This window comes from Thalassobacter sp. 16PALIMAR09 (assembly GCF_000765485.1).
GTDB lineage: Bacteria > Pseudomonadota > Alphaproteobacteria > Rhodobacterales > Rhodobacteraceae > Thalassobacter > Thalassobacter stenotrophicus.
Window position 1 is genome coordinate 53,637 of sequence record NZ_JHAK01000006.1, and the last position, 22,567, is coordinate 76,203.

General features: G+C 54.5%; 24 protein-coding genes. 10 read left to right on the forward strand and 14 right to left on the reverse strand.

The genetic code is table 11. The features are described 5' to 3' along the window. Positions 1-3 precede the first annotated feature (3 nt). The 6 genes from PM04_RS12515 to hemJ form a co-directional block, all read right to left on the reverse strand. Entirely contained in the window at positions 4-786 is a 783-nt protein-coding gene (locus tag PM04_RS12515) for a ParA family protein (RefSeq protein ID WP_038007345.1), read from the reverse strand. Further along, positions 776-1,396: a 16S rRNA (guanine(527)-N(7))-methyltransferase RsmG gene (gene rsmG, locus PM04_RS12520; RefSeq protein ID WP_038007347.1), complete on the reverse strand. Its 621-nt coding sequence runs from the start codon at positions 1,394-1,396 to the stop codon at positions 776-778. The genes PM04_RS12515 and rsmG overlap by 11 nt, the downstream gene beginning before the upstream one ends. Further along, positions 1,393-3,264, reverse strand: a complete 1,872-nt coding sequence (mnmG, locus tag PM04_RS12525) for a tRNA uridine-5-carboxymethylaminomethyl(34) synthesis enzyme MnmG (RefSeq protein ID WP_038007350.1) — start codon at positions 3,262-3,264, stop codon at positions 1,393-1,395. The genes rsmG and mnmG overlap by 4 nt, the downstream gene beginning before the upstream one ends. Positions 3,265-3,266: 2 nt before the next feature. Next, complete coding sequence (mnmE, locus tag PM04_RS12530; protein WP_038007352.1) at positions 3,267-4,541, reverse strand: tRNA uridine-5-carboxymethylaminomethyl(34) synthesis GTPase MnmE; 1,275 nt, start codon at positions 4,539-4,541, stop codon at positions 3,267-3,269. A gap of 27 nt (positions 4,542-4,568) precedes the next feature. Further along, complete coding sequence (gene rho / locus PM04_RS12535) at positions 4,569-5,840, reverse strand: transcription termination factor Rho (protein ID WP_038007353.1); 1,272 nt, start codon at positions 5,838-5,840, stop codon at positions 4,569-4,571. A 113-nt stretch (positions 5,841-5,953) separates the two neighbouring features. Beyond that, a complete protein-coding gene (gene hemJ / locus PM04_RS12540; RefSeq protein WP_038007354.1) occupies positions 5,954-6,406 on the reverse strand; it encodes a protoporphyrinogen oxidase HemJ in 453 nt (150 codons plus the stop codon). Positions 6,407-6,811: 405 nt separating this feature from the next. On the opposite strand from hemJ, the gene PM04_RS12545 reads away from it, so the two are divergent. Genes PM04_RS12545 through dnaQ form a run of 4 tightly spaced genes read left to right on the forward strand, consistent with a single transcriptional unit; the run spans position 6,812 to position 9,483 of the window. Next, on the forward strand, positions 6,812-7,411 hold the full coding sequence (locus PM04_RS12545) for a nucleoside triphosphate pyrophosphatase (RefSeq protein WP_038007356.1): 600 nt from the start codon (positions 6,812-6,814) through the stop codon (positions 7,409-7,411). After that, positions 7,408-8,241, forward strand: a complete 834-nt coding sequence (locus tag PM04_RS12550; protein WP_038007357.1) for a shikimate dehydrogenase — start codon at positions 7,408-7,410, stop codon at positions 8,239-8,241. The genes PM04_RS12545 and PM04_RS12550 overlap by 4 nt, the downstream gene beginning before the upstream one ends. Further along, the gene (gene coaE / locus PM04_RS12555) at positions 8,238-8,810 is read left to right on the forward strand and encodes a dephospho-CoA kinase (protein ID WP_038007359.1); all 573 of its coding nucleotides are present in this window, start codon (positions 8,238-8,240) and stop codon (positions 8,808-8,810) included. The genes PM04_RS12550 and coaE overlap by 4 nt, the downstream gene beginning before the upstream one ends. Next, on the forward strand, positions 8,803-9,483 hold the full coding sequence (gene dnaQ, locus PM04_RS12560) for a DNA polymerase III subunit epsilon (RefSeq protein ID WP_038007360.1): 681 nt from the start codon (positions 8,803-8,805) through the stop codon (positions 9,481-9,483). Before coaE ends, dnaQ begins: the two co-directional genes overlap by 8 nt. Before the next feature lie 7 nt (positions 9,484-9,490). On the opposite strand, the gene secB is transcribed toward dnaQ, so the two are convergent. Continuing rightward, positions 9,491-9,988, reverse strand: a complete 498-nt coding sequence (gene secB, locus PM04_RS12565) for a protein-export chaperone SecB (protein ID WP_038007361.1) — start codon at positions 9,986-9,988, stop codon at positions 9,491-9,493. A 57-nt stretch (positions 9,989-10,045) separates the two neighbouring features. Beyond that, positions 10,046-10,507 (reverse strand): FxsA family protein, encoded by a 462-nt coding sequence (locus PM04_RS12570; protein WP_038007362.1) that lies wholly within the window; start codon positions 10,505-10,507, stop codon positions 10,046-10,048. Between the two features lie 100 nt (positions 10,508-10,607). Here PM04_RS12570 and PM04_RS12575 point away from each other — a divergent pair, with 100 nt between their 5' ends. The 3 genes from PM04_RS12575 to PM04_RS12585 are packed head-to-tail and all read left to right on the forward strand — an operon-like array spanning position 10,608 to position 12,789. Next, positions 10,608-11,270 carry a Tim44/TimA family putative adaptor protein gene (locus tag PM04_RS12575; RefSeq protein WP_038007648.1) on the forward strand — a complete coding sequence of 221 codons (663 nt, stop codon included), beginning with the start codon at positions 10,608-10,610 and terminating at the stop codon, positions 11,268-11,270. Next, on the forward strand, positions 11,267-12,202 hold the full coding sequence (locus tag PM04_RS12580) for a murein transglycosylase A (RefSeq protein WP_038007363.1): 936 nt from the start codon (positions 11,267-11,269) through the stop codon (positions 12,200-12,202). Before PM04_RS12575 ends, PM04_RS12580 begins: the two co-directional genes overlap by 4 nt. Beyond that, positions 12,199-12,789, forward strand: a complete 591-nt coding sequence (locus tag PM04_RS12585; RefSeq protein WP_038007364.1) for a Smr/MutS family protein — start codon at positions 12,199-12,201, stop codon at positions 12,787-12,789. Before PM04_RS12580 ends, PM04_RS12585 begins: the two co-directional genes overlap by 4 nt. Here PM04_RS12585 and PM04_RS12590 read toward each other — a convergent pair. From PM04_RS12590 to crtD, 6 genes are all read right to left on the reverse strand, one after another. Beyond that, positions 12,772-13,974, reverse strand: coding sequence for an MFS transporter (locus tag PM04_RS12590; RefSeq protein ID WP_038007366.1), 1,203 nt, complete (start codon positions 13,972-13,974; stop codon positions 12,772-12,774). The two genes, PM04_RS12585 and PM04_RS12590, sit on opposite strands and share 18 nt — an antisense overlap. A 40-nt stretch (positions 13,975-14,014) precedes the next feature. Beyond that, complete coding sequence (hslU, locus tag PM04_RS12595) at positions 14,015-15,316, reverse strand: ATP-dependent protease ATPase subunit HslU (protein WP_038007367.1); 1,302 nt, start codon at positions 15,314-15,316, stop codon at positions 14,015-14,017. 57 nt (positions 15,317-15,373) lie between these two features. After that, positions 15,374-16,393 (reverse strand): alpha/beta hydrolase, encoded by a 1,020-nt coding sequence (locus PM04_RS12600; RefSeq protein ID WP_161785707.1) that lies wholly within the window; start codon positions 16,391-16,393, stop codon positions 15,374-15,376. A 63-nt stretch (positions 16,394-16,456) separates the two neighbouring features. After that, positions 16,457-17,005 (reverse strand): ATP-dependent protease subunit HslV, encoded by a 549-nt coding sequence (hslV, locus tag PM04_RS12605; RefSeq protein ID WP_038007373.1) that lies wholly within the window; start codon positions 17,003-17,005, stop codon positions 16,457-16,459. A 39-nt stretch (positions 17,006-17,044) separates the two neighbouring features. Further along, a complete protein-coding gene (gene crtC, locus PM04_RS12610) occupies positions 17,045-17,911 on the reverse strand; it encodes a carotenoid 1,2-hydratase (RefSeq protein WP_081946120.1) in 867 nt (288 codons plus the stop codon). After that, entirely contained in the window at positions 17,866-19,419 is a 1,554-nt protein-coding gene (crtD, locus tag PM04_RS12615; RefSeq protein ID WP_038007377.1) for a 1-hydroxycarotenoid 3,4-desaturase CrtD, read from the reverse strand. Before crtD ends, crtC begins: the two co-directional genes overlap by 46 nt. A 92-nt stretch (positions 19,420-19,511) precedes the next feature. On the opposite strand from crtD, the gene PM04_RS12620 reads away from it, so the two are divergent. The 3 genes from PM04_RS12620 (at position 19,512) to bchC (ending at position 22,566) form a co-directional block, all read left to right on the forward strand. Next, complete coding sequence (locus PM04_RS12620; protein WP_116904392.1) at positions 19,512-20,384, forward strand: polyprenyl synthetase family protein; 873 nt, start codon at positions 19,512-19,514, stop codon at positions 20,382-20,384. Beyond that, on the forward strand, positions 20,381-21,511 hold the full coding sequence (locus PM04_RS12625) for an acetylserotonin O-methyltransferase (RefSeq protein ID WP_234702873.1): 1,131 nt from the start codon (positions 20,381-20,383) through the stop codon (positions 21,509-21,511). Before PM04_RS12620 ends, PM04_RS12625 begins: the two co-directional genes overlap by 4 nt. Before the next feature lie 122 nt (positions 21,512-21,633). Then, positions 21,634-22,566 (forward strand): chlorophyll synthesis pathway protein BchC, encoded by a 933-nt coding sequence (gene bchC / locus PM04_RS12630; RefSeq protein ID WP_038007652.1) that lies wholly within the window; start codon positions 21,634-21,636, stop codon positions 22,564-22,566. Position 22,567: the final 1 nt, after the last annotated feature.

Here is a 22,567-nt window from a genome sequence, read left to right on the forward strand (position 1 = left end):
CCCCTACCCTTCGTGCCGCTTTAGCATTTCAGACGCTAGCGATTTATATGCAATCGCACCCCGCGAATTTGGATCATAATTCAAAACTGGTTGTGCAAAGCTTGGCGCTTCACTCAAGCGCACATTTCTTGGAATTACAGTACGATACACCAAATCACCTAGGTTTTCACGGGCATCATTTTCGACCTGAATACACAAATTATTTCGCTTATCGTACATCGTAAGCACTACACCGTCGATGCGCAGTGCAGGATTAGCTCCATCGCGAACATCACGGACAGTTAACAAGAGTTGGCTCAAGCCTTCTAATGCAAAAAACTCAGTTTGTAGTGGCACCAGAACAGCCGTGGATGCAACAAAAGCATTTAATGTCAGAAGGTTAAGGGACGGTGGGCAGTCAATAATCACATAGTCAAATGCCTCAATCGCTGCGCCAGAGAAAGCATTTTTAAGCCGTAGTATGCGTCCTTCTGACTTCCCTAACTCAATATCAACAGAGCTAAGATCCGTCGTTGCAGGAGCAATTACAAGGTTCGGAAAATCCGTGATTTGAGCTACATCTTGTAGCTTTGCTTCCTCGATCAACAAGTCGTAGGTGGTTACAATGCGATCATCTAGTGCAACGCCCAATCCGGTCGATGCATTGCCCTGTGGGTCAAGATCAACAATTAGAACGCTTTGCCCCCGAGCTGCAAGAGCTGCACCAAGATTTATCGACGTTGTCGTTTTTCCAACGCCACCTTTTTGGTTAGCAACGGAAAGAATAACCGGTCCATCATTTGGCACGCTGAATGTCCTTTATGGCGAAGATTGCCGCAGTTGGGTCCGTTATACTGGGGATGGTCCTAACGTCAAAAAACCAAGTTTCACGTGCCTGCTCAAGCTCATTTTTATGAGAGCTACCTTTTGGGAAAAAAGCTGTACCATCTTGATTTAGATGGATTTCTGCATAGCCTACAAGCTTCTCCAAAGTATCTAGCGCGCGCGCTGATAGCACGCTTGCATGTTGAGCGGGTATTTTCTCAATCCTCTCACTCAAGACTTTAGCATTAAGCTCAAGCTCACGAATAACCGTCCTTAGGAAGACTGCCTTGCGTGTGTCGCTTTCTACCAAGATAAATGAAACGTCAGGGTGCGTATCAGAAAGCATGGATGCTATCACCAGCGCAGGAAATCCACCACCAGAGCCCAAGTCCAGCCACACACCGCTATTTGGCGCAAAAGATGCAAGTTGCCCAGAATCTAGAAAGTGACGTAGCCAGATGTCCTCAAGCGTACTGCTTGCAACAAGATTTATCCTGGGGTTCCACTTGGTAATTAAGGCTTCGTATTTATCTAGCCGGTCAATTGTTTCACGTGAAACACTCAAGTGTCGCTGAAATTCGTCCTTACTCATGCTGTTCGCTTAAATCTCTGTTTAAGGTGAGACAGGATCAATGTAAGTGCTGCAGGTGTCATTCCATCAATACGAGCCGCCTGCCCCAGCGTCTCTGGTGTCACAAGCTGCAACTTAGATTTCAGTTCGTTCGAAAGCCCATCAATGTCAGAGTACGAAAAGTCTCGTGGTATACTCTGAGCCTCATCGCGCCACAAAGCTTCTACATCTTGTGCCTGACGGTCAATATAATTGGCATATAAAGCATCACGCTCCATCTGTTCGCTGATTTCTGCGTCAGGTTTCAAATGCGGCCAGATTTCCTGCAATCTGCCGAAATCTATATCTGGGAAAGAAAGCAGCTCAAATGCGGAACGTTTTTTTCCATCTTCCTTAACGTCCAAGCCTGCTGTCCGCGCAGCCTTGGGTGTTAGACTGAGAGAACCAAGCTCAGACCGAAGTTGATCCAACTTTTCTCTCTTCGTTTCAAATCTGGCGCGCCGCTCCTCTTTCACGCACCCCAGATCTATCCCAATCGGTGTCAGCCGCTGATCTGCGTTATCTGCACGTAAGGACAATCGAAACTCTGCACGTGAAGTAAACATACGGTACGGCTCGGATACTCCCCGTGTAACCAAATCATCAATCATTACACCGATGTAGCTTGCAGAACGACTAAAGGTCACCTCTTCTTTCTGCATCACTTGGCACGCTGCATTCAGCCCTGCGACCATGCCCTGTGCAGCAGCTTCTTCATACCCGGTCGTCCCGTTAATCTGACCGGCTAAAAAGAGCCCGCTTAACGCCTTTAACTCCAAAGTCGGCCGTAACGCTCGAGGGTCGACATAATCGTATTCAATTGCATAGCCTGGCTGCAAAATCTCTACGTTTTCCAGACCACAAATCGATTTTACATATGCCTCTTGCACATCAACAGGCAACGATGTCGAAATTCCGTTTGGGTAGATTGTATCGTCGTCAAGTCCTTCTGGTTCAAGGAAAATTTGATGCGATGTCTTGTCTGCAAATCGAACAACCTTGTCTTCAATCGACGGACAGTACCGCGGACCTACCCCATCGATATGTCCACCATACATTGCTGAGCGTGACAGATTATCTGCTATAATTTGGTGTGTTCTCTCATTTGTATGGGTAATCCCACAGGATATCTGAGGACAAGCGGCTTTATCTGACAAAAATGAAAAGAGTGTTGGGTCTGTATCGGCGGGCTGCATCTCCAGCCCGGTCCAATCGATTGTCTTCCCATTCAATCGAGGTGGTGTTCCTGTTTTTAATCTTCCTAGAGGAAGATCAAGGTCATCCAAACGTTTCGCCAGTGCTTGAGATGGCGCATCGCCCATACGACCGCCCGGGCGTGAGACGTCACCAATGTGAATAACACCACGCAAGAATGTTCCAGTTGTTAAAACCACAGCACCAGCTTGGATTTCACTATCGTCCGAAAGCTTAACCCCCGCTGTACGACCATCCATTATAAGAAGGTCAGCAACTTCTCCAATTACGATTGAGAGGTTCGGCTCTGCCTGAAGCTCTGTTTGAATAAACTGTTGATACCGCGCACGATCAGCTTGCGTACGTGGACCCTGCACCGCTGGACCTTTACGACGATTTAAAAGTCGAAATTGGATACCGGATGCATCTGCGGCCCGCCCCATCAATCCATCCAATGCATCAATCTCGCGAACAAGGTGCCCTTTGCCAAGACCACCGATTGCTGGATTGCAGGACATTACACCAATGCCTGCTTGCGACATTGTGATCAAAGCTGTCTTGGCACCCATGCGAGCAGATGCATGCGCAGCATCTGCACCAGCATGTCCACCGCCAACGACAACAACATCGAAGTCCAATTGTTTCACGTGAAACACTCCTACTTTCCTAGACAGAAGCTCGCAAAGATTTCATCTAACACATCTTCCACTCCAACGCGACCGATCACTGCTCCAAGCGATTGAACTGCACCGTAAATCTCCGCCGTCAGAAGCTCAGACGGCATATGCAGAAGGTTTTCTTGCACAAGGCACAACCTGGAGTAACTCTCACTAAGGGCTACTCGATCTCTCTCTCGACTAATCAAACCGATATCAGCCGTTAAATCACCCAGCCGATCAGAGATTTCTGACAAAAGCTCATTGAGTCCCGTTCCGTTGAGGGCAGAGATACCAACACCGTAAATATCATGCTTCGTCGAAACCACGATATCACCTTCACAAGGTGGCATTATAGGATCAGCATCAGGCCTTTCCAAAAGAATAACACGCAGCTCAGCAGCTTGTGCACGCTCTACAGCCCGAGCAACGCCAAGTTTCTCAATAGGATCATCCGTCTCGCGAACACCTGCTGTATCCAGAAAAGTTACAGGTAGACCTTGAATGTCCATCCTAACCTCAACGATATCTCGTGTTGTCCCTGCAATCTCGGATGTAATCGCGGCTTCGCGACCAGCTAACGTATTGAGAAGTGTAGATTTTCCAACATTTGGTGGCCCAATGATTGCCACCTCAAATCCCTTACGAACAGATTGAGCTGCACCCGATCGAGATATTTCAGACGAGATTGTCTTAGTCGCATCCTTAAGAAGGTTCTCTACCTCAGGATACACATTTTCAGGTACTTCCTCATCGGCAAAATCAATTGTGGCTTCAAGCAAAGCTGCTGCTCGGATCAGGTTTGCCCGCAAACCTTCAATCATATCACGTAGAGCACCATCAAAACTGCGCATCGCCTCGCGGCGCTGGACTTCAGTTTCTGCTTCAATAAGGTCAGATAGCCCTTCGACTTGCGTTAAGTCTAAACGTTCATTCAATAGGGCTCGACGCGTGAATTCGCCGGGCTCAGCCACACGCGCCAAACCTGTATCAGATATGGCCGCCAAAACAGCGCGAACAACAGCAATGCTACCGTGTAGCTGCAGCTCAACAGTCGCCTCGCCAGTAAAACTTTGACCTTCTGGAAACAGTAGAACAAGCGCTTGATCCAAGAGCGTTCCGTCATTTGCACGGATGGAACGCACCCCCATCTTGCGATCTAGGGGAAGTTCACCACACAATATAGTAGACAACTCAAACGACTGCGGGCCGGAAATCCGAATTACCGCAACCCCAGCTTTTCCTTGAGCCGTCGCCAGTGCAAAGATCGTGTCCATAACGCCCCGCTCTAGCGGACCAAACAATTATGAGTTCATGGAATCGAAGAACTCGGAATTTGTTTTGGTCTGTTTCAACTTTGAAATCAGGAATTCGATAGCGTCTGTTGTGCCCATAGGATTGAGAATTCGACGCAACACAAAGGTCTTTTGCAGGTCTTTCTGGTCGACCAACAACTCCTCTTTACGTGTGCCGGACTTCAGGATGTCCATCGCTGGGAAGACGCGCTTATCCGCAACCTTACGGTCGAGCACGATCTCGGAGTTACCAGTCCCTTTGAACTCTTCAAAGATGACTTCATCCATGCGCGAACCTGTGTCGATCAAGGCAGTTGCAATGATCGTTAACGATCCGCCTTCTTCGATATTCCGAGCTGCACCAAAGAAACGCTTTGGACGCTGAAGTGCGTTAGCATCTACACCACCAGTAAGAACCTTACCAGACGACGGAACTACAGTGTTAAACGCGCGGCCTAGACGGGTGATCGAGTCGAGCAGAATGACGACGTCACGCTTATGCTCAACCAAACGTTTAGCTTTCTCAATGACCATTTCCGACACAGCAACGTGGCGTGTTGCAGGCTCATCAAACGTCGAAGAAATGACCTCTCCCTTCACTGAACGCTGCATGTCCGTCACCTCTTCGGGACGTTCATCAATCAGCAAAACCATAAGGTAGCATTCTGGATGGTTGGTCTCGATCGACTTCGCAATATTTTGTAAAAGAACAGTTTTGCCAGTACGCGGCGGTGCCACGATCAAAGACCGCTGGCCTTTACCGATGGGAGCAACAAGATCGATGATACGCGCAGAACGATCCTTAATCGTTGGATCTTCGATCTCCATGTTCAGTCGATCATCAGGATAGAGCGGCGTCAGGTTGTCAAAGCTGATCTTATGACGCGCCTTCTCTGGGTCCTCAAAGTTAATGATCGCAACAGACGTTAACGCAAAATACCGCTCATTCTCATCTGGGGCCTGAATAACGCCCTCAACAGTGTCGCCAGTCCGCAGCGAATACTGTCGGATCATGTCAGGAGAAACATAGATATCATCCGGTCCCGACAGGTAGTTTGCTTCGGGTGAACGAAGAAACCCGAAGCCGTCTTGCAAAACTTCAAGAACACCTACGCCAGAAATTTCCCACCCATCTTCGGCGCGCTCCTTTAGGATCGAGAACATCATCTCGCCCTTGCGCATCGTGGAGGCGTTTTCAATCTCAAGCTCTTCAGCCATCTTCAGCAAATCTTTGGGTGAATTTGCTTTGAGATCGGAAAGATTCAGTTTTTCTTCGGACATACGCGCTCCAACAGCCTGAAAAGGCTGAGGTTGATAGTAGAAATGGGAAGCGGTTCTTGGATCAGGACGATCCTCCGCAGGTGCCCAGTATTGCTTAGGCACCGAAAAGTCAATCAGAACGGGCGAGCGATCACAGAAATGACGATTACGATCAGCAGAACTGTCGGAACTTCATTCATCAATCGATAGTGGCGGCCAGAACGTTGAATTCCCTCTACCATCAAATCCTTGCGTCGCGCACCGCACCACATGTGAAACCATGTCATCCCGATGATTGCTGCAAACTTTGCATAGGGCCATGCAGCAGCCCAATCAACAACACCCGGCGTAGAGATCAACGCGATCCCAAACACCCAAGACGCTATCATTGCAGGATTCATGATCGCTTTTAGCAACCGTCGTTCCATTATTTGGAATAACTCTGCTGTTTCACCATTTTGTCCAACTTTTTCAACATGATAAACGAAAAGTCTTGGAAGATAAAACAATCCAGCCATCCAAGCGATAATTGAGATCACATGTAAGCTTTTCGTCCACGGATAGGCTGCTGCTAAGAAGTCGATCATTATGGTTTTTCCCTCAGTTCGCGGTCTGCCTAACACTAATAAATAATATTAAGAAAGAAGATTGTTGTTGTAGGTTGTACTGGGGAAAACGGGGATAAGTAGACCTGTCCACATGCAGAGTTTTCGTACTGTAAGTTTTTCTTAACGTGTGGAGAAGATCTTGGGTAATCTCTAAAGTCACATGTTTTTCAAGGCCTTGTCTTGTGGATAGCCATTCTGACAACTTTGGGCGGTTTTTTGGGAGCAAAAATCTTATCCCGCCGTTAAGAACTTGTTAGGGGTTGTGAATAGCCACTTTGAAAATATCCTTCAAAGTACCAACTTACCCACGGATAGTGTTATCCCGTACTTATGCCGGGCGCTGCCCACCGGGTTATGCGCCCGCTTTTGCAAAGGGTTTTCCACATGTCTCAGCCACTGATTTTGGCTTCTGGTTCGACGATTCGTCAGCAACTTCTCGAAAATGCGGGCGTGCCCGTAGAGGTTATGAAGGCGGCCATTGATGAGCAAATGATAACAGCCGCTCTTCTCAGTGAAGATGCAAAGCCAAGAGACATTGCCGATACATTGGCTGAGATGAAGGCCCGGCGCGTGGCAGATAAAGGCGTTGCAGGAATGGTTCTAGGCTGTGACCAAGTACTTGAGGTGGATCGCAAGCTTCTTTCCAAGCCAAGAACACTAGAAGAGGCCCTCTCTCAGCTTAAGGATATGTGCGGAAAAACGCATAAGTTGCTCTCAGCGGCTGTCTTGGTTGAAGATGGACAGCCAGTTTGGCGCTTTGTCGGTGAGGTAAAGCTAACGATGGCTCAACGATCTGAGGCTTATCTAGCTGACTATGTTGATCGCAATTGGGACAGTATTCGCGAAGCAGTAGGTGCCTATAAACTCGAAGAAGAAGGCGCGCGACTGTTTCACCGTGTCGATGGGGACTACTTTACGGTTCTAGGTTTGCCCTTGTTGCCGCTTTTGGGCTACCTAACCACACGGGGGATAATCGACGGATGACGGATAAAGTGAAACTCGCAGGTGTTATTGGTCAACCGATTGCACATAGCCGGTCCCCGCATCTGCATGGTCATTGGCTGAAAAGATACGGCATATCGGGCCATTATATCCCGATGGAGGTTGCTCAGTCCGACCTGAAATCGGTGTTGGAAACACTTCCTAAGATGGGGTTCCAAGGGGTTAACGTCACCCTACCGCACAAGGAAGCAGCACTTGAGCTTGCCGATAGTGTGACTGACCGTGCTGCTTTGATTGGTGCTGCTAATACCCTGACGTTCACGGCTGATGGTCGTATCCAAGCGGATAACACGGATGGCGTCGGTTTTTTGGCAAACATCCAAGACTATGTTCCAGAATGGTCGGCAAAGTCCGGTCCATGTGTAGTGTTTGGTGCGGGAGGCGCATCACGGGCGATCATCGCAGCTCTTAGTCAGGCAGGCGCGCCTTTGATCCGGGTGACCAATCGGACGCGCGCACGATCGGACGCGCTCAAGGATCACTTTGGCGCCAAGATTGAGGTCGTTGATTGGGTTCAAGCGGGCAATGTTTTGGGTGACGCGTCCCTATTGGTAAACACCACATCATTGGGCATGCAGGGGAAATCGGCACTGCGCGTCCCTTTGGATGACTTGCGCCCTGAAACCGTTGTGACGGATATCGTCTATACACCGTTAGAGACAGAATTGCTGCGCACAGCAAAGGCGGCAGGCTGCCGGACAGTCGATGGCCTAGGCATGCTATTACACCAAGCATCGCCTGGATTTGAGCGCTGGTTCGGCACTGCGCCCGAGGTGGATATGAATTTGCGCAAGGCTGTCCTAGTCTCATGATCGTTCTGGGGCTCACGGGCGGCATCGGTATGGGCAAAAGCACAACAGCGAACATGTTTCGCGCGCGCGGGGTGCCCGTGTGGGATGCAGATAGCACCGTCCATAGGTTGTATGACGGTGGCGCTGCGGTTGGCCCGATTGGCGCTGCATTTCCGCAAGCAATCCGCGACGGTCGCGTTGACCGAGATGCTTTGCGCACAATTGCGATGAACCCTGATGATCTAAAGCGTATTGAAACGATAGTTCATCCGCTGGTTGCAGCAGATCGGGCCGCTTTTTTGAATGACAGCAAATCGCCTGTTGTTGTGCTCGATATTCCACTGTTGTTTGAAGTTGGTTCAGACGCCGGGGTAGATAAAATCATCGTCGTCTCCGCGCCCGACAGCGTCCAAAAACAGCGTGTGTTAAAGCGTGGCACCATGACAGAGGTTCAATTCGAAGTTATCCGTGCCAAACAGATGCCTGATGCTGAAAAACGAGCCCGTGCGGATTATGTGATTGAGACCACAACCCTCGCCGCAGCCGAGGAACAAGTGGACCGAATTTTAGCAGAGGTAACCCATGCGTGAGATCGTTCTAGACACCGAAACAACTGGGTTTTCGCCGGAAGAAGGCGACCGGATCGTTGAAATCGGCGCTGTAGAGCTGATGAACCAGCTGCCGACGGGCCGCACGTACCACCAATACATTAACCCCATGCGTGACATGCCCAAGGGCGCTTTTGAAGTGCATGGTCTTAGCGAAGAATTCCTGCGTGACTTCCCCGTGTTTGAGGCCATCGCAGATGCGTTTCTCGACTTTGTTGGTGACGCAAAGATGGTCATCCACAACGCGGCTTTCGATATGAAGTTTCTGAATGCCGAGTTGGGTTGGTGCAAACGGCGCATTTTGCCGATGGATCAAGCCATTGATACGCTGATGATTGCCCGCACCAAGTTTCCCGGATCACCTGCATCGCTGGATGCACTGTGCCGCCGGTTCGGGGTCGACAACTCAGCACGTGAAAAACACGGCGCCTTGTTGGACAGTGAAATTCTCGCCGAAGTGTATCTAGAGTTAACGGGTGGGGTGCAGCCCGACTTTGGTCTTTCGACGGCGAGCGGAACGAACACACAGGCAGCCCGTACCGCTGGAAAGCGTCCGCGCCCGTTGGCGTCTAGGATCACCGAAGAAGAGCGCGCCGCCCATGACGCATTTGTGGGCAAAATGGGCGACGCTGCATTGTGGCATAAGCTGGCCTAACAGCCGCTTAGGAAACCGTTGCCTGAGCGGCCTCAGCTTGGGCCCGGCGTGTGATTTCGCTGCGATAAAGGGCTACGAAATCAATGGTTTCTAGGTTCAGCGGCGGATAGCCACCGTCACGTGTGATGTCCGACACAATGCGGCGTACAAACGGGAACAGCATCCGAGGGCATTCGATCAACAAGAAGGGGTGCAACTGGTTGTCTGGCACGTTTTCGATGTGGAAAATGCCGTTGTAATCCAGCTCAAGAACGAAAATCTTGGCGTCGTCCGCTTTGGACTTGGCTTCGATGTTCAGCTTGATGGTGACATCGTACTGGTTCTCAACCGGGCGCTTTTTAGCGTCTAGGCCGACTTGTACGTTGATATCGGGCTCTGCATTGCCTTGCATGCCCTTTTGGGCTGCGATGTTTTCAAACGACAGATCACGGATGAACTGTGCAAGGACTTTCATTTGCGGCGCTGCCTGCTGTTCGGGCGCTGCTGCGGGGGTTTCGTCGGCCATTGATCGCTCCAAGAAAAGGTTGATACCCAGATATCAGAGGACTCTTGGACCCTCAAGCTAGTCGGGCTTGGCCCAACCAGATGGCCGGTCACGGGGCTCTGCATCCACCGTCAAATCAATGATATCATCCTCAGCGCGCGGCGCGGCCTGCGCCCCATACTGGAAGCTTTGGACACGGACCTTGCTACGAACATATCGCAGGATCACGCTCCGCACGCCCGGCACCAACAGGGCAAAGCCCACTCCATCTGTGAAAAACCCAGGCGTTAGCAACAAAAGCCCGGATGCCAGAACCATCGCCCCGTGGGCTAAGGTCTCGGTTGGATCGCGCATCTCCTGAAAGGAGTTTTGCAGCTTTGCCAACTGAGCAAGTCCTTGTGAGCGTACAAGAACAGTGCCCACCGCCGCCGTTAGGATCACAATCCCGAGAGTTGGCCACATGCCCAACCATCCGCCAACCTGTAGGAAAAGCGCTATTTCTAAGACCGGCACGCCGACAAAAAGCAAAAATAGCCACATTGGGACACCTCCTTGGCTGGGGTTTGTGGACTTGACCCCTTGCCGGCCTTACATAGGGATGAGTAACGAAAAATGAAACGCCTTAGGCCCGAGGATGCAAATGGATAACCCCGTGATTGGTTTACTTATACTTGGCGGGATCGCTTTGTTCCTGATTCTCAGGTTGAAAAGTGTACTTGGCACGCGCGACGGGTTTGAAGCGCCTCCCGCAAATACACCCGCGCCACAGGGCCGGTCTGTGCGTCGTGACTTTGAAGTCATCGATGGCGGCCCGGACCGTGACATTATCGACCATGTGGATGACGGATCTGAATCCGCCCGCGCACTTGCCGGGATGAAGCTTGCAGAACCCGGTTTTTCCGTGACTGAGTTCATTGGCGGCGCACGTGGCGCCTATGAAATGATCCTCATGGCGTTTGAGCGTGGCGATGTCGCTGAGATTGAGGATTTCCTCGCCGAAGACGTCTATGAGACGTTCGTTTCAGTCATTGCCGACCGTGAAGACAAAGGCCTGCGGATTGAAGCTGACTTCGTCGGTGTGCGTGAGGTTGGCCTGGAATCGGCAACCTTTGATCGCGACACGAATGAGGCAGAGGTAACGCTCCGCTTTGTGGGTGAGCTGACCAGCGTTGTTCGCAACGAAGCCGGTGAGATCGTTGAGGGCAACCCCAACGAAATCAAGAAACAGCGCGATGTTTGGACGTTTGCACGGACCATGGGCGAGGATGATCCTAACTGGCGTCTCGTCGCGACGGGTGGATGACCGACGTATCCCTAAAAGACACCGAAAAGGCCGGGTCCGACACCCGGCCTTTGTCGTTTGATGCCCTTCCCGGCTGGTCTAACGATGACCATACAGCCGCGTGGGCGTGTTTTGAAAACACGCGTGACTTTAATTACCCCCTAGTGGAAAAGCCCGGTGATGTTTCGGCGCGTGAATTCTTTGAGACGCATTTTGCGTTGAAGCGCCTAGGTAACGGTCGCGGGCATTTAACCGGCTATTACGAGCCTGAAATTGCTGCGTCCCGAGTGCGTACAAATGAATACCCCTGTCCGATCTATGCCTGCCCTCAGGACGCTGCATCGCAAGCATTGACTCGTGAGGCGATTATTCGGGACGGGGCGCTTGATGGGCTAGGACTAGAAATTGCGTGGCTACGGGACCCGGTAGATGCTTTTTTCCTACAAGTGCAGGGATCAGGGCGATTGATGTTTGCGGATGGTCAAAGCCTTCGCGTGGGTTTTGCCGCAAAAAACGGTCATCCCTATGTCAGTATCGGTGCTGAACTGGTCCGCAAAAAAGTCTTCACTGTAGACGAGGTATCGGCGGATAAGGTTAAGGCGTGGTTCCGCACAAACGGACCCGATCTGTTGCTACTGAACCCCTCTTTCGTGTTCTTCAAAGTCCTCGACCTGCCACAAGACAGTGGCCCACTTGGCGCGATGGACCGGCCGGTGACGACTGATCGTACATTGGCGGTAGATCCAGCACATATTCCGCTTGGCACCCCAGTTTGGATCAAGTTTGAAGGTCATAGCCACCTATGCGTGGCCCAAGATATCGGTAGCGCGATCAAGGGCCCTAATCGGGGCGATCTTTATTGCGGAACTGGCACAGATGCCGGCCTGCGCGCAGGGTCACTGAATGCCGAGGTTACCATGACACTCCTTCTGCCGCGCGAGGTATCGACATGAGCCGCCGTCGCAAGGAGCTTAGTTCAGACGATACCGCCCTCTGGCAGGAGGTCGTCAAAACGGCTGAGCCGCTGCACCCGGCTAAGCGGGCAAGCGCGCCGCCGGAGCAACCAAAACCCAAGCCTAGCCCAAAGCCTGATCATACGATCTCACATTTTCAATTGGGTCAGCAGGCACGTGCCAAGCTGCCTTCGCATGATATTGCCCCCGCCCTGCGGGAGCGTGTGAATAGCGCTCCGCTGCGTATGGACAAAAAGACGTTTACAAAAATGCGGCGCGGTAAGGTTCGTCCCGAGGGGAAGCTGGATTTGCACGGCATGACGCTGGCGGCGGCGCACCCCACGCTGATGCGGTTCGTGATGGACGGGCATGCGGATGGCAAACGGCTTCTGCTGGTCGTGACCGGCAAGGGCAAAAGCACCCGCGATGATGGCCCTATCCCAATCCGCCGGGGGGTTTTGCGACACCAAGTGCCTCAATGGCTGGCTATGCCTCCGATGGGTGCAGTGGTGTCACAGGTGACCCAAGCGCACATCAGTCATGGTGGTGAGGGTGCCTACTACGTCTATCTACGCCGGGCGCGCTGACCTTAGGCCGAGCCACGCCAATAGGCCTGCGCCCACAAAATAGACACTAAACAAGGGAAATTGTGCATTGAACGACAATCCGGTGTCGATGAATGCACCGGTGATCCAGGGTCCCGCGGCTGATCCGGCCACCATGACTGCGGTCGCGAGCGCCTTGATAGATCCGACGAATTGCGTGCCATAGTGCTCTGCCCAAAACGCGCCGGGGACAGCCGCGCTCATACCTTGGGTTGCGCCGATTATCACAAATGCAGCACCGCCCACCCACAATGACGTAGCTGACGCCAGCAACATAAAGCCCAACGCAGCCGGGATCAGATAGGTTGGAACAAGAAGCCGCGTGCCAAATCGATCAATAGCCGCGCCTGCGCAGAGCATCGCAACCACAGACGCCACTGTAAAAACGGGAAACAAGAGGGTGAGGTCCGCATGCGTCCAACCCTTAACTTCGGCCAAGTGGACTTGGTGGAAAAACAGCGCTGTCCCCCAAGCCGATAAGCCAAAGATCGAAGGGCAAAAGGCCCAGAATAGCGGGTGTCGTATAGCCTCAGCGCGGGTCCAATGCCGCGCGCCCATACCTGTCGCACCCTTTTCCTCAGCGTGGGATTGTGGCGTGCGTTCCTTTTGCAAAAGCCAAACCAACAGCGGGATGGCGAGAAATGCGAAGCCGGCTGCAATTGCCCACGAAACACGCCACCCCACTGCGTCTTTGATCATGACAAACAGCATAGGCAGGAACGCCTGCGCCACAGCAAAACCAAGGGCCGCAATGGCCAACGCCCGCCCGCGCGAGGCAACGAACCAGCGGGTCATCGCAACAGCGGGGATATGGCTCAGCATGCCCTGCCCCGTCACCCGTAGCGCAAGGATCAAAAACACTAAGGTTCCCGCAAATGGGTTAACCGCCATCGCAATGCACGACAGTGCTAGCAGGATCAGTGTTATCGCGGAGAGTGTCCGCACCCGGAACCTGTCTGTTAATCCGCCTGCCCATACCATGATCAGGGCCGACACACCTGTGCCGATCCCATAGATCAGACCCCAATCCCCATGGCTTAATCCGAAATCACGGCGAATTTCACCGGCAAAGATCGCGATAAAGAAGGTTTGCCCATAGCTGGATGAAAACGCCAACAGCGCCCCCGCCGCCAGCCAGCGGATGTTAGAGAGGAAAAACCCGATCATGGCCAAGCGTTACGGCCCAAGGGTGCATCACGCTAGTGGTTTAGAGCACGTAGCGGCTTAGATCGGTCGATTTCGCCAAAGCGCCGAGGTGTTTGTCAACAAATGCCGCATCAACAGTAACCGTATCGCCGGTCCGATCGGGCGCGGAAAAGCTAAGATCCTCGAACACGCGTTCCAGCACCGTATAAAGCCGCCGTGCCCCGATATTCTCAACGCTTTCGTTCACCTCAGCGGCGATGCGGGCCAAGGCGCCGATACCCTCGGGCGTGAAATCAACGGTGACTTCTTCGGTCGCCATCAGCGCCGTGTATTGCCGCGTCAGCGCGTTGTCGGTTTCCGTCAGAATGCGCACGAAGTCTTCTTCGGTTAGGCCGCGCAATTCGACGCGGATGGGCAAACGACCCTGAAGTTCGGGCAAAAGGTCCGAGGGTTTTGCGATATGAAACGCACCGGATGCAATGAACAGGACGTGGTCGGTTTTGACGGGTCCGTGCTTGGTCGAAACGGTTGTACCCTCTATCAGAGGCAACAAATCACGCTGCACCCCTTCGCGGGACACGTCGCCACCGCGCGCATCAGAGCGGGCGCAAACCTTGTCGATTTCATCAATGAATACGATGCCAGATTGCTCAACCGCACGGATCGCCTCACGATTGACGGCCTCAGCATCGAGCAGTTTGTCAGCCTCTTCGTCGATCAGCAGATCATAGCTGGCTGCGACGGTTAGGCGTTTCGTAACCGTGCGCTGGAATGCTTTGCCAAACATCGCCCCAAGATCCATGCCGCCGGGCATCTGACCGGGCTGGCCCGGAATCTCAAAGGGCATCGGGTTCGAGGTGTCTTGCACCTCAAGCTCAATGATCTTGTCATCCAATTCACCGGCGCGCAGCTTTTTGCGGAACATATCCCGGGTGCCATCGCGGGCGCCGTCACCGGCCAGCACGTCAATCACCCGCTCCTCTGCGGCAGAATGAGCATTGGCCTTAACCTCATCGCGCATGTGTTCACGGGTCATTAGGATGGCGCTGTCCACCAAATCACGAATGATCTGCTCTACATCGCGACCAACATAACCGACTTCGGTGAATTTCGTGGCTTCAACCTTCAGAAACGGCGCGCGCGCAAGCTTGGCAAGACGACGAGAGATTTCGGTTTTGCCAACGCCTGTGGGGCCGATCATCAGGATGTTTTTGGGATACACTTCATCGCGCAAGTCATCGCCCAACTGCTTGCGGCGCCAACGATTGCGGAGCGCCACGGCAACTGCCCGCTTGGCATCCTTTTGGCCGATGATGAAACGGTCAAGCTCGGATACGATTTCACGCGGGGTCAGGTTGGTCATTGTGGTCTCCTTCTTGGTCCTAACTAAGCGCCCGGTCGAAAATCGCAACCAATCGGTCTAGGGCTGCCCAAGGATGATACGTGTTGTTTGGCGGGCGCGGATGACCGAGCCCGGAATAAGGCCCGGCCTCAGGGCGGCATCGCGGCCCAAGGCATCAGCGGTTTTTGACAGTTGGCGGATCAGGCGAATGGCTTCTGGCGATGAGGCTGCAGTAAAGTGCCGAAGCCTGTCGCCCCCTGATGACAATCCGCTGACATCCAGAAACAACAGATCAAATGCCCCCAACTCATCTGAATCCCCCAAGGAACCAACCCGGCTTACTTGGCCCGTCAGCCGGGCAGAGACGGTTAACGCCCGATCGTTCGGAGAGGCAATTACGATAAACGGATCAGGCAATTTGCCAATCCGCATGGCCTGCGCCTTGAACACATCAAGGTCGATATCCGGGGAAATCAGGACGACGCCATCCAACTTGTCCAACACGTCGCGCCGGCCAGAGATTGCCAAGTCTCGTAGGACCTCCATCAACAGATCCGATCCGACAGAATGGGCGACGACGGTGAATTCTTTGGTTGTTAACCCAGACAGGGCCACGATGAGGTCTTGCAGCCCCGCGCGCGATGCCATGATGGATTCGCGGTCAAACGCATAGGCCAAGGCGTTGCCCGCAGATGGCCATGAGTAATGCGCCGACACGCCGTTGAAATCAAAGTCCTCGGCCATTTGTACGGTCCGCAAAACGCCGTCAGCAAAAGTGTTGTTGTAGCCGTGAATATATAGCTGAACGCGTTTTTCATCGCTTTGGGATAAGGCGCGTTTGATGCCGGTGATCAGCGCGCTCTGCGTGCCAAAAGACGTTACACCGCTGACCAGCATGTCGGTTTCAGGGTCAGGCTTGCGGAAAGGAAAGGCAACTTCTCCCTCCGGCCGATTGGGCGGCAGCGTGATGTCGATCTGCATATGGCGGGATTGTGGACTGCGCGCCGCCGTCAGAACGCGAGTATCAGGGTCAATATCGCGCTGTGTCGTCACAAAGACCGACCGGGTCGGTAGATCAAGTCCAGATGGCGCGCTCATGAGGGCCGCGCGTGGTGCGCAGCCCGCTAATAATCCCAAAACGATGAGCGCGCGCCACATGTGTCAGCCGATCGTTTCAACCGTGAGCTTGCCATTGGTGTAAACGCAAATGTCGGCGGCAATGGCCATGGCTTTGCGTGCCAATGTTTCGGCGTCTAAGTCTGTTTCCATCAGGCCGCGCGCTGCCGCGAGCGCAAAGTTCCCGCCCGACCCAATAGCGGCGATGTCATGCTCTGGTTCCAGCACATCGCCCGCGCCGGTGATCACGAACAGGTCGGTGCCGTCCGTGACGATCAGCATCGCTTCTAGCTTTTGAAGGTACTTGTCGGTGCGCCAGTCTTTGGCCAATTCGACGCTTGCGCGGGCCAGTTGCCCCGGGGTGGCCTCTAGCTTGGTTTCTAACCGTTCAAGCAGAGTGAAGGCATCGGCAGTTGATCCGGCAAAGCCCGCAACAACTTCATGCCCGCCGGGTGAAAGCCTGCGCACTTTGCGCGCTGTGCCCTTGATGACCGTTTGCCCAAGCGACACTTGTCCGTCGCCCGCAACAACGACCTTACCGCCTTTGCGCACACCGATGATTGTTGTGCCGTGCCAACCGGGAAATTCGCTCATCTTTTGACCTCCGTTTGGCCCCTGTATGCCGGGGGTCGTTCAAAATTGCCAGCGGGCGCGGCGGGGCACTTTGACCGCGAGCATCGGCTTGATGAGTTTCGTCCCAAAACGGTTGAGGTCAAGCGCCTCATGCACGCCGATGGTTTCATGTCCATCGATCACGGTTTTGACCGCGCTGCGTGAATAAAACGGGGCGTCGAGCATCATTTTGACCTCACGCGGGGTGGTGCCGGGGTCTGCGCGGGTTTCGCGGCGGACCAACCAGCGGGATCTTGCCATGCGGGTGCGCGGGGGGCCGGGAATTTCCTCAACCGACCCATCATCGCCGAACCGCACCGCGACGGACAGCTCGCTGCCATCACGGCGGTCCGCGTCATAAAACGTGACAGATCCGCCCGGCACCGGATACCGGCCCCACGTCCAATAGCTGAAGTCATCCTCTAGGGCTGCGGTCCCAAAGTTGCTGTCGAAATAACCGTGCCCATTCCACCGCCAACCGGGGCGGTTCAGGTCAACTTCAATGTCGCTCGATGGCGCAAAGGGACGCCAAACATGGCGACCGTCGTCCGTTAAGGGCAGCTCAACGGAGGTGAGCGTTTTGGGTCGGATCGTGACCTTACCCGCAAGCCGCTGTGCGTGGGGCGTGCTGATCTCGTTCAGGTCGATCACTAGCTTTTCGCCGTCCCAATGCAGGGACGATGGGCCAACCGTCATTGTTTCATCCGAGAGCTTTAGGGCCGAACGCCCCCTGTCGGTCATGGTCCAGCGTCCGCCCCGCCCGTAGGTCGCGACGTTGATGCAGCAGTGATTGGCCGGGTCTTTACGTCCCGACCACCGGTACCACGGCGAAAAGACCGACCCTATGAAGGCGATGATCGAGATCGCGCGGCTTCCGTCTTCGCTGATGCCGTCAATGTACCACCACGCATAGCCGTTTTCGGGGACGTCGATGTTGAAGCAAGGTCGTTCAAGATCGCCTCTGCCGCGTGCTTGCCGGAGAGAGCCGCCATTGGAATGCCCGCCCCCGGATGCGCCCCCCCGCCCGCGAGATAAAGCCCGGCCAAGGGTGTCCGCGCGGTCGGGCGCTGGAACGCTGCCATCATTCCATGTGGGGATCGCCCGTAAAGGGATCCGTCCGATGCCGGAAATAGACGATTGAACATCTCTGGTGTCGTGAGTGCGGCTGTTGACGGCTGCGGAGAGAACCTGAGCCCCATGCGCTCTAGCGTCTGAAAGGTCACGTGGTGACATTGATCCATCTCCTTTTGGCTCGGTTCGGTTTGGGGGCGCGGTGGACCGTTCATGATGATCTCAAACCGCTCAGGGCCGTCCGGCTGCGCGCCTGTTCCGCGATCTTGGGCACATACATATAGCGTGGCGTCAGTAGGCATTTGCCCGGCCTCGATTGCGGAAAACTCTTGTTTAGGGTCTTTTGCAAAGAACACATTGTGATGCTCCAGGGCGACACCAGACGGTGTTGCGGCGAACGACCAGACAAAGGCTGAAAGGCTTCGTGGTTCTTGGGGTGGAACGGCTTTTTGTGATGAGGCGCCTAAAAGCCCCGCGTTCAACGCCTTTGGATCACCGTTAAAGACGACCACATCGGCGGGGTAGCGGGCATCTTTGGTGTGAACCGCGACAACCTTATCGCCTTGGGTTTCGATACGGATGACAGGGCTGTGTGTCCGAAGGGTTGCGCCTGCTTGCATGGCAACATTGGCCATCGCTTGGGCCAACATATGCATACCGCCTTCAACGCGCCAAACACCCTGCGCCTCTGCGTGCCATATCAACCCAAGGATCGCGGGCGATTGGTAGGGCGACCCGCCAACATAGGTGGCGTAGCGTCCGAACAATTGCCGCAACCGGGGATCTGAAAACGAAAGCGCGAGCTTGCGCGCAAGCGACAAGCCGGGCGCCATCGCGGGGATAAGGCTGGGGTGCCGCATTACATGCCGGGTTAGCGCGTCTTGGGATGGTGCCGCGCTGTGCATCATGGGGCCCTCAAAGGCGTTGAACAGCTGCGCCGCGGTCTTAGAAAACCGCCGAAATTCGCGCACAGCCTTGGCACCGGCGAATGTGCCCACTGCATCCTCGGATGCGCGTTGATCTGCGAACAGGTCCAGTGTGCTGCCGTCTTGCCAATGATGACGCGCGAGTATCGTTTCGGGCACGAGGGTGACATGGTCATCCAGCCGGGCACCTGCGCTCTGGAACAAGTCCTCAAAAACAGGCCGCATGGTCATGACAGTTGGGCCAGCATCGACAGGGCCAGCGTCCGACGGGACCGTTCGCATCTTGCCGCCGGGCGCGCCGTGCGCCTCAAGAATTGTGACGTCACCATGGGCGCACAGCCGCATGGCGGTGGCGAGGCCACCTACCCCGGCTCCGATGATCACAATCTGTCTTGTCATACACAAACAGTTGACTCGGACGGCTCATATGTCCAGTGTGATTTACATGTATGTGTCAGATAATTATGACACTAACGGTACGGAGATCCGATATGCCATTGAAAACTCGCATCGAAAACGCGATTGACGCGGCTCTTTTGCGGGCGCGGCGCGGTTCTGCTCCGACCCAACTTTCTAATGCATTGTTCTACGCAATGAAGCCCGGAGGGGCGCGCATTCGTCCGACAATCTCACTTTCTGTGGCTTTAGCTTGTGGCGATGATGCGCCTGATGTGTCCAACGCGGCGGCAACCTCGATTGAGTTGATCCACTGCGCGAGCCTCGTTCACGATGACATGCCTTGCTTCGATGACGCCGACACCCGGCGCGGCAAACCGACGGTTCACAAAGAATACGGCGAGGCCTTGGCGCTGCTGACGGGTGATAGCCTCATTGTTCAAGGGTTCGACACACTGGCCCAGGTTGCGCGCAAACACCCTGCCCGTGCTGCTGAGCTGATGTCCGAACTCGCCAACTTTACCGGTATGCCAAATGGAATTTGTGCAGGCCAAGGTTGGGAAAGCGAAGAACATATTGATCTGTCCGCCTACCACCGGGCGAAAACTGGCGCATTGTTTACTGCCGCGACCCGCATGGGCGCCATCGCTGCGGGACAAGAGGCTGAACCTTGGACCGAACTTGGCGCGCGCATTGGTGAGGCGTTCCAAGTGGCCGATGACCTGCTTGATGCGCTGTATGATGCGGACACGATTGGAAAACCCGCTGGACAAGACGCTCTGCACAATCGTCCCAATGCCGTCAGCGAATACGGCGTCGGAGGTGCGGTAAAGCGCCTTGAGGATATTCTTGGTGGGGCGATTTCGTCGATCCCATCGTGTCCGGGCGAAGCCATGCTCGCAGAGATGGTCCGCAAAACGGCTGAGCGTCTGACGCCAGTGATGCCGGCATCCACCGCTGCAGAATGACACTCGCTGATCCACAGATGCCCGTGGCTCGCAAGGGGCCGTGGTTGCCGCGTTTGATTGCGTCGCGCCGTTTCCAAAGCTGGGCGGCGCGTTTTCCGTTGACCCGCCGCATTGCGCGTAAGGATGGTGAAAAGCTGTTCGATCTGGTCTCGGGGTTTGTTTACTCGCAAGTTTTACTGGCTGTGGTTGAGTTGCGGCTATTGCCGACGCTGATGGCTGGACCTCTGTCGGCTGCGGACTTGGCCAAAGGAACCGACCTGACTGCGGACCGGATGGAAATCCTTTGCGATGCCGCCGTGGCATTGGGCCTAATGACGAAGAAGCGCGCGCTTTATCGTCCGGGTCGTTTGGGTGCGGCGATGCAGGGTGTGCCCGGGCTAGAGGCGATGATCCGCCATCACGGCGCATTTTACCGCGACCTGGAGGATCCTGTGGCCTTGCTTGCGCAGCAAAAGGACACGGAGCTTGCGCAGTTCTGGCCCTATGTTTTCGGTGCAGCCCAGGCCGAAGATCCCGAAACCGCGCGCACCTATTCCGACCTCATGGCGCAGAGCCAAGTCCTTGTGGCTGAGGATACACTGGCGCGGGTGGACTTGCGCGACGCGCGGATGGTTTTGGACATTGGCGGCGGCACTGGCGCGTTTTTGCGCGCTGTTGGGGCGCGGCACAAAAAGCCCGCGCTTCATTTGTTCGATCTGGCGGCTGTGGTGCCAGATGCGACTGCGCAATTCGCCCAAGCGGGGCTATCCCAGCGGGTGACAATTACGCCGGGCAGCTTTCGCGATAACCCTCTCCCGCAGGGTGCAGACGTGATTTCACTGGTCCGCGTTCTCTATGATCATGCGGATGAAACGGTGGCAGCACTACTGTCTAAAATATATGACACTCTGCCCGAAGGCGGGCGCCTGATCGTGTCCGAACCTATGGCCGGTGGCGAAAATCCCACGCGTAGTGGGGATGGGTATTTCGCGTTCTATACGCTGGCGATGCAAACTGGGCGCGCCAGAAGTCCTCATAAAATCAAACAGTTGCTGCTTGATGCTGGGTTCTCGACGGTCACGGATCAAGGCAGTTCGCGGGCGTTTGTGACCCACGTGATCGAAGCACGTAAGCACGCTCAGAGCTAATGCAATGCTGAGTGTCAGTTTTAATTGACATTATTAACTGTCAGTTTATTCTTACATCACGACAAATCGACACACCTTGAGTCTCCGAAGGAGAGTCGAGGCGAGTGAAGGAACTCACAGACGTGGACGCGACCGCAGTTATCTTGACCGGCCCGAAGGAGATCGACGTGCAGACCGTTGCGCTGTCCGATCCTGGTGCTGCCGACATTGTGGTCGAAATTGCGCACTCCGGCATTTCCACAGGCACCGAGAAACTGTTTTGGTCCGGCAATATGCCGCCCTTCCCCGGCATGGGGTATCCTCTGATCCCTGGGTATGAGGCCTCTGGCGAGGTCGTCGAAGCGGGCCCAGACGCGTACTTCGCTGTTGGCGATCACGTGTTTGTCCCGGGTGCGAATTGCTACGGCGACGTGAAGGGCCTGTTTGGCGGCGCCTCCAACCGATTGGTGTCCGACAGCGCGCGTGCCGTAAAGGTTGACAGCCAGATGGGGGCCGAAGGCTCCCTCTTGGCGTTGGCCGCCACCGCGCGGCACGCCATCTGCGCCCCTATTGCCGAATTGCCTGACCTAATTGTGGGTCACGGCGTTTTTGGTCGCCTACTGGCTCGTATCTGCATCGCCTCTGGCAAAACACCCACCGTGTGGGAGGTTAACACCGATCGTATGGCCGGGGCTGACGGGTATGATGTGATCCATCCCGACGCCGACCCGCGCCACGACTACGGTTGTGTGATCGACGCATCGGGCAACGGCGACCTTTTGAATACCTTCGTGTCGCGCATCGCCAAGGGTGGTGAGGTCGTTCTGGCCGGGTTTTATCCCGAACCGCTGACCTTTGCTTTCCCCCCTGCATTCATGAAGGAAGCCCGCCTGCGCATCGCCGCAGAGTGGACCTCAGACGACCTGATCGCCACCCGCGATCTTATTGAAACCGGCGCGCTTAGCCTTGCCGGGCTTATTACCCACCAATCTTCACCAGCAGGGGCCGCGAGTGCGTATCAGACCGCGTTCAATGACCCAACCTGCCTGAAGATGATCCTTAATTGGGAGCACTAGA

What these genes read in the sequence shown, in the direction of transcription:
- rsmG (WP_038007347.1), bottom strand. Translation starts at nt 1,396, where the DNA reads ATGAGTAAGGACGAATTTCAGCGACACTTGAGTGTTTCACGTGAAACA.
- mnmE (WP_038007352.1), bottom strand. Translation starts at nt 4,541, where the DNA reads ATGGACACGATCTTTGCACTGGCGACGGCTCAAGGAAAAGCTGGGGTT.
- rho (WP_038007353.1), bottom strand. Translation starts at nt 5,840, where the DNA reads ATGTCCGAAGAAAAACTGAATCTTTCCGATCTCAAAGCAAATTCACCC.
- hemJ (WP_038007354.1), bottom strand. Translation starts at nt 6,406, where the DNA reads ATGATCGACTTCTTAGCAGCAGCCTATCCGTGGACGAAAAGCTTACAT.
- PM04_RS12545 (WP_038007356.1), top strand. Translation starts at nt 6,812, where the DNA reads ATGTCTCAGCCACTGATTTTGGCTTCTGGTTCGACGATTCGTCAGCAA.
- PM04_RS12550 (WP_038007357.1), top strand. Translation starts at nt 7,408, where the DNA reads ATGACGGATAAAGTGAAACTCGCAGGTGTTATTGGTCAACCGATTGCA.
- coaE (WP_038007359.1), top strand. Translation starts at nt 8,238, where the DNA reads ATGATCGTTCTGGGGCTCACGGGCGGCATCGGTATGGGCAAAAGCACA.
- dnaQ (WP_038007360.1), top strand. Translation starts at nt 8,803, where the DNA reads ATGCGTGAGATCGTTCTAGACACCGAAACAACTGGGTTTTCGCCGGAA.
- secB (WP_038007361.1), bottom strand. Translation starts at nt 9,988, where the DNA reads ATGGCCGACGAAACCCCCGCAGCAGCGCCCGAACAGCAGGCAGCGCCG.
- PM04_RS12570 (WP_038007362.1), bottom strand. Translation starts at nt 10,507, where the DNA reads ATGTGGCTATTTTTGCTTTTTGTCGGCGTGCCGGTCTTAGAAATAGCG.
- PM04_RS12575 (WP_038007648.1), top strand. Translation starts at nt 10,608, where the DNA reads ATGGATAACCCCGTGATTGGTTTACTTATACTTGGCGGGATCGCTTTG.
- PM04_RS12580 (WP_038007363.1), top strand. Translation starts at nt 11,267, where the DNA reads ATGACCGACGTATCCCTAAAAGACACCGAAAAGGCCGGGTCCGACACC.
- PM04_RS12585 (WP_038007364.1), top strand. Translation starts at nt 12,199, where the DNA reads ATGAGCCGCCGTCGCAAGGAGCTTAGTTCAGACGATACCGCCCTCTGG.
- PM04_RS12590 (WP_038007366.1), bottom strand. Translation starts at nt 13,974, where the DNA reads ATGATCGGGTTTTTCCTCTCTAACATCCGCTGGCTGGCGGCGGGGGCG.
- hslU (WP_038007367.1), bottom strand. Translation starts at nt 15,316, where the DNA reads ATGACCAACCTGACCCCGCGTGAAATCGTATCCGAGCTTGACCGTTTC.
- PM04_RS12600 (WP_161785707.1), bottom strand. Translation starts at nt 16,393, where the DNA reads ATGAGCGCGCCATCTGGACTTGATCTACCGACCCGGTCGGTCTTTGTG.
- hslV (WP_038007373.1), bottom strand. Translation starts at nt 17,005, where the DNA reads ATGAGCGAATTTCCCGGTTGGCACGGCACAACAATCATCGGTGTGCGC.
- crtD (WP_038007377.1), bottom strand. Translation starts at nt 19,419, where the DNA reads ATGACAAGACAGATTGTGATCATCGGAGCCGGGGTAGGTGGCCTCGCC.
- PM04_RS12620 (WP_116904392.1), top strand. Translation starts at nt 19,512, where the DNA reads ATGCCATTGAAAACTCGCATCGAAAACGCGATTGACGCGGCTCTTTTG.
- PM04_RS12625 (WP_234702873.1), top strand. Translation starts at nt 20,381, where the DNA reads ATGACACTCGCTGATCCACAGATGCCCGTGGCTCGCAAGGGGCCGTGG.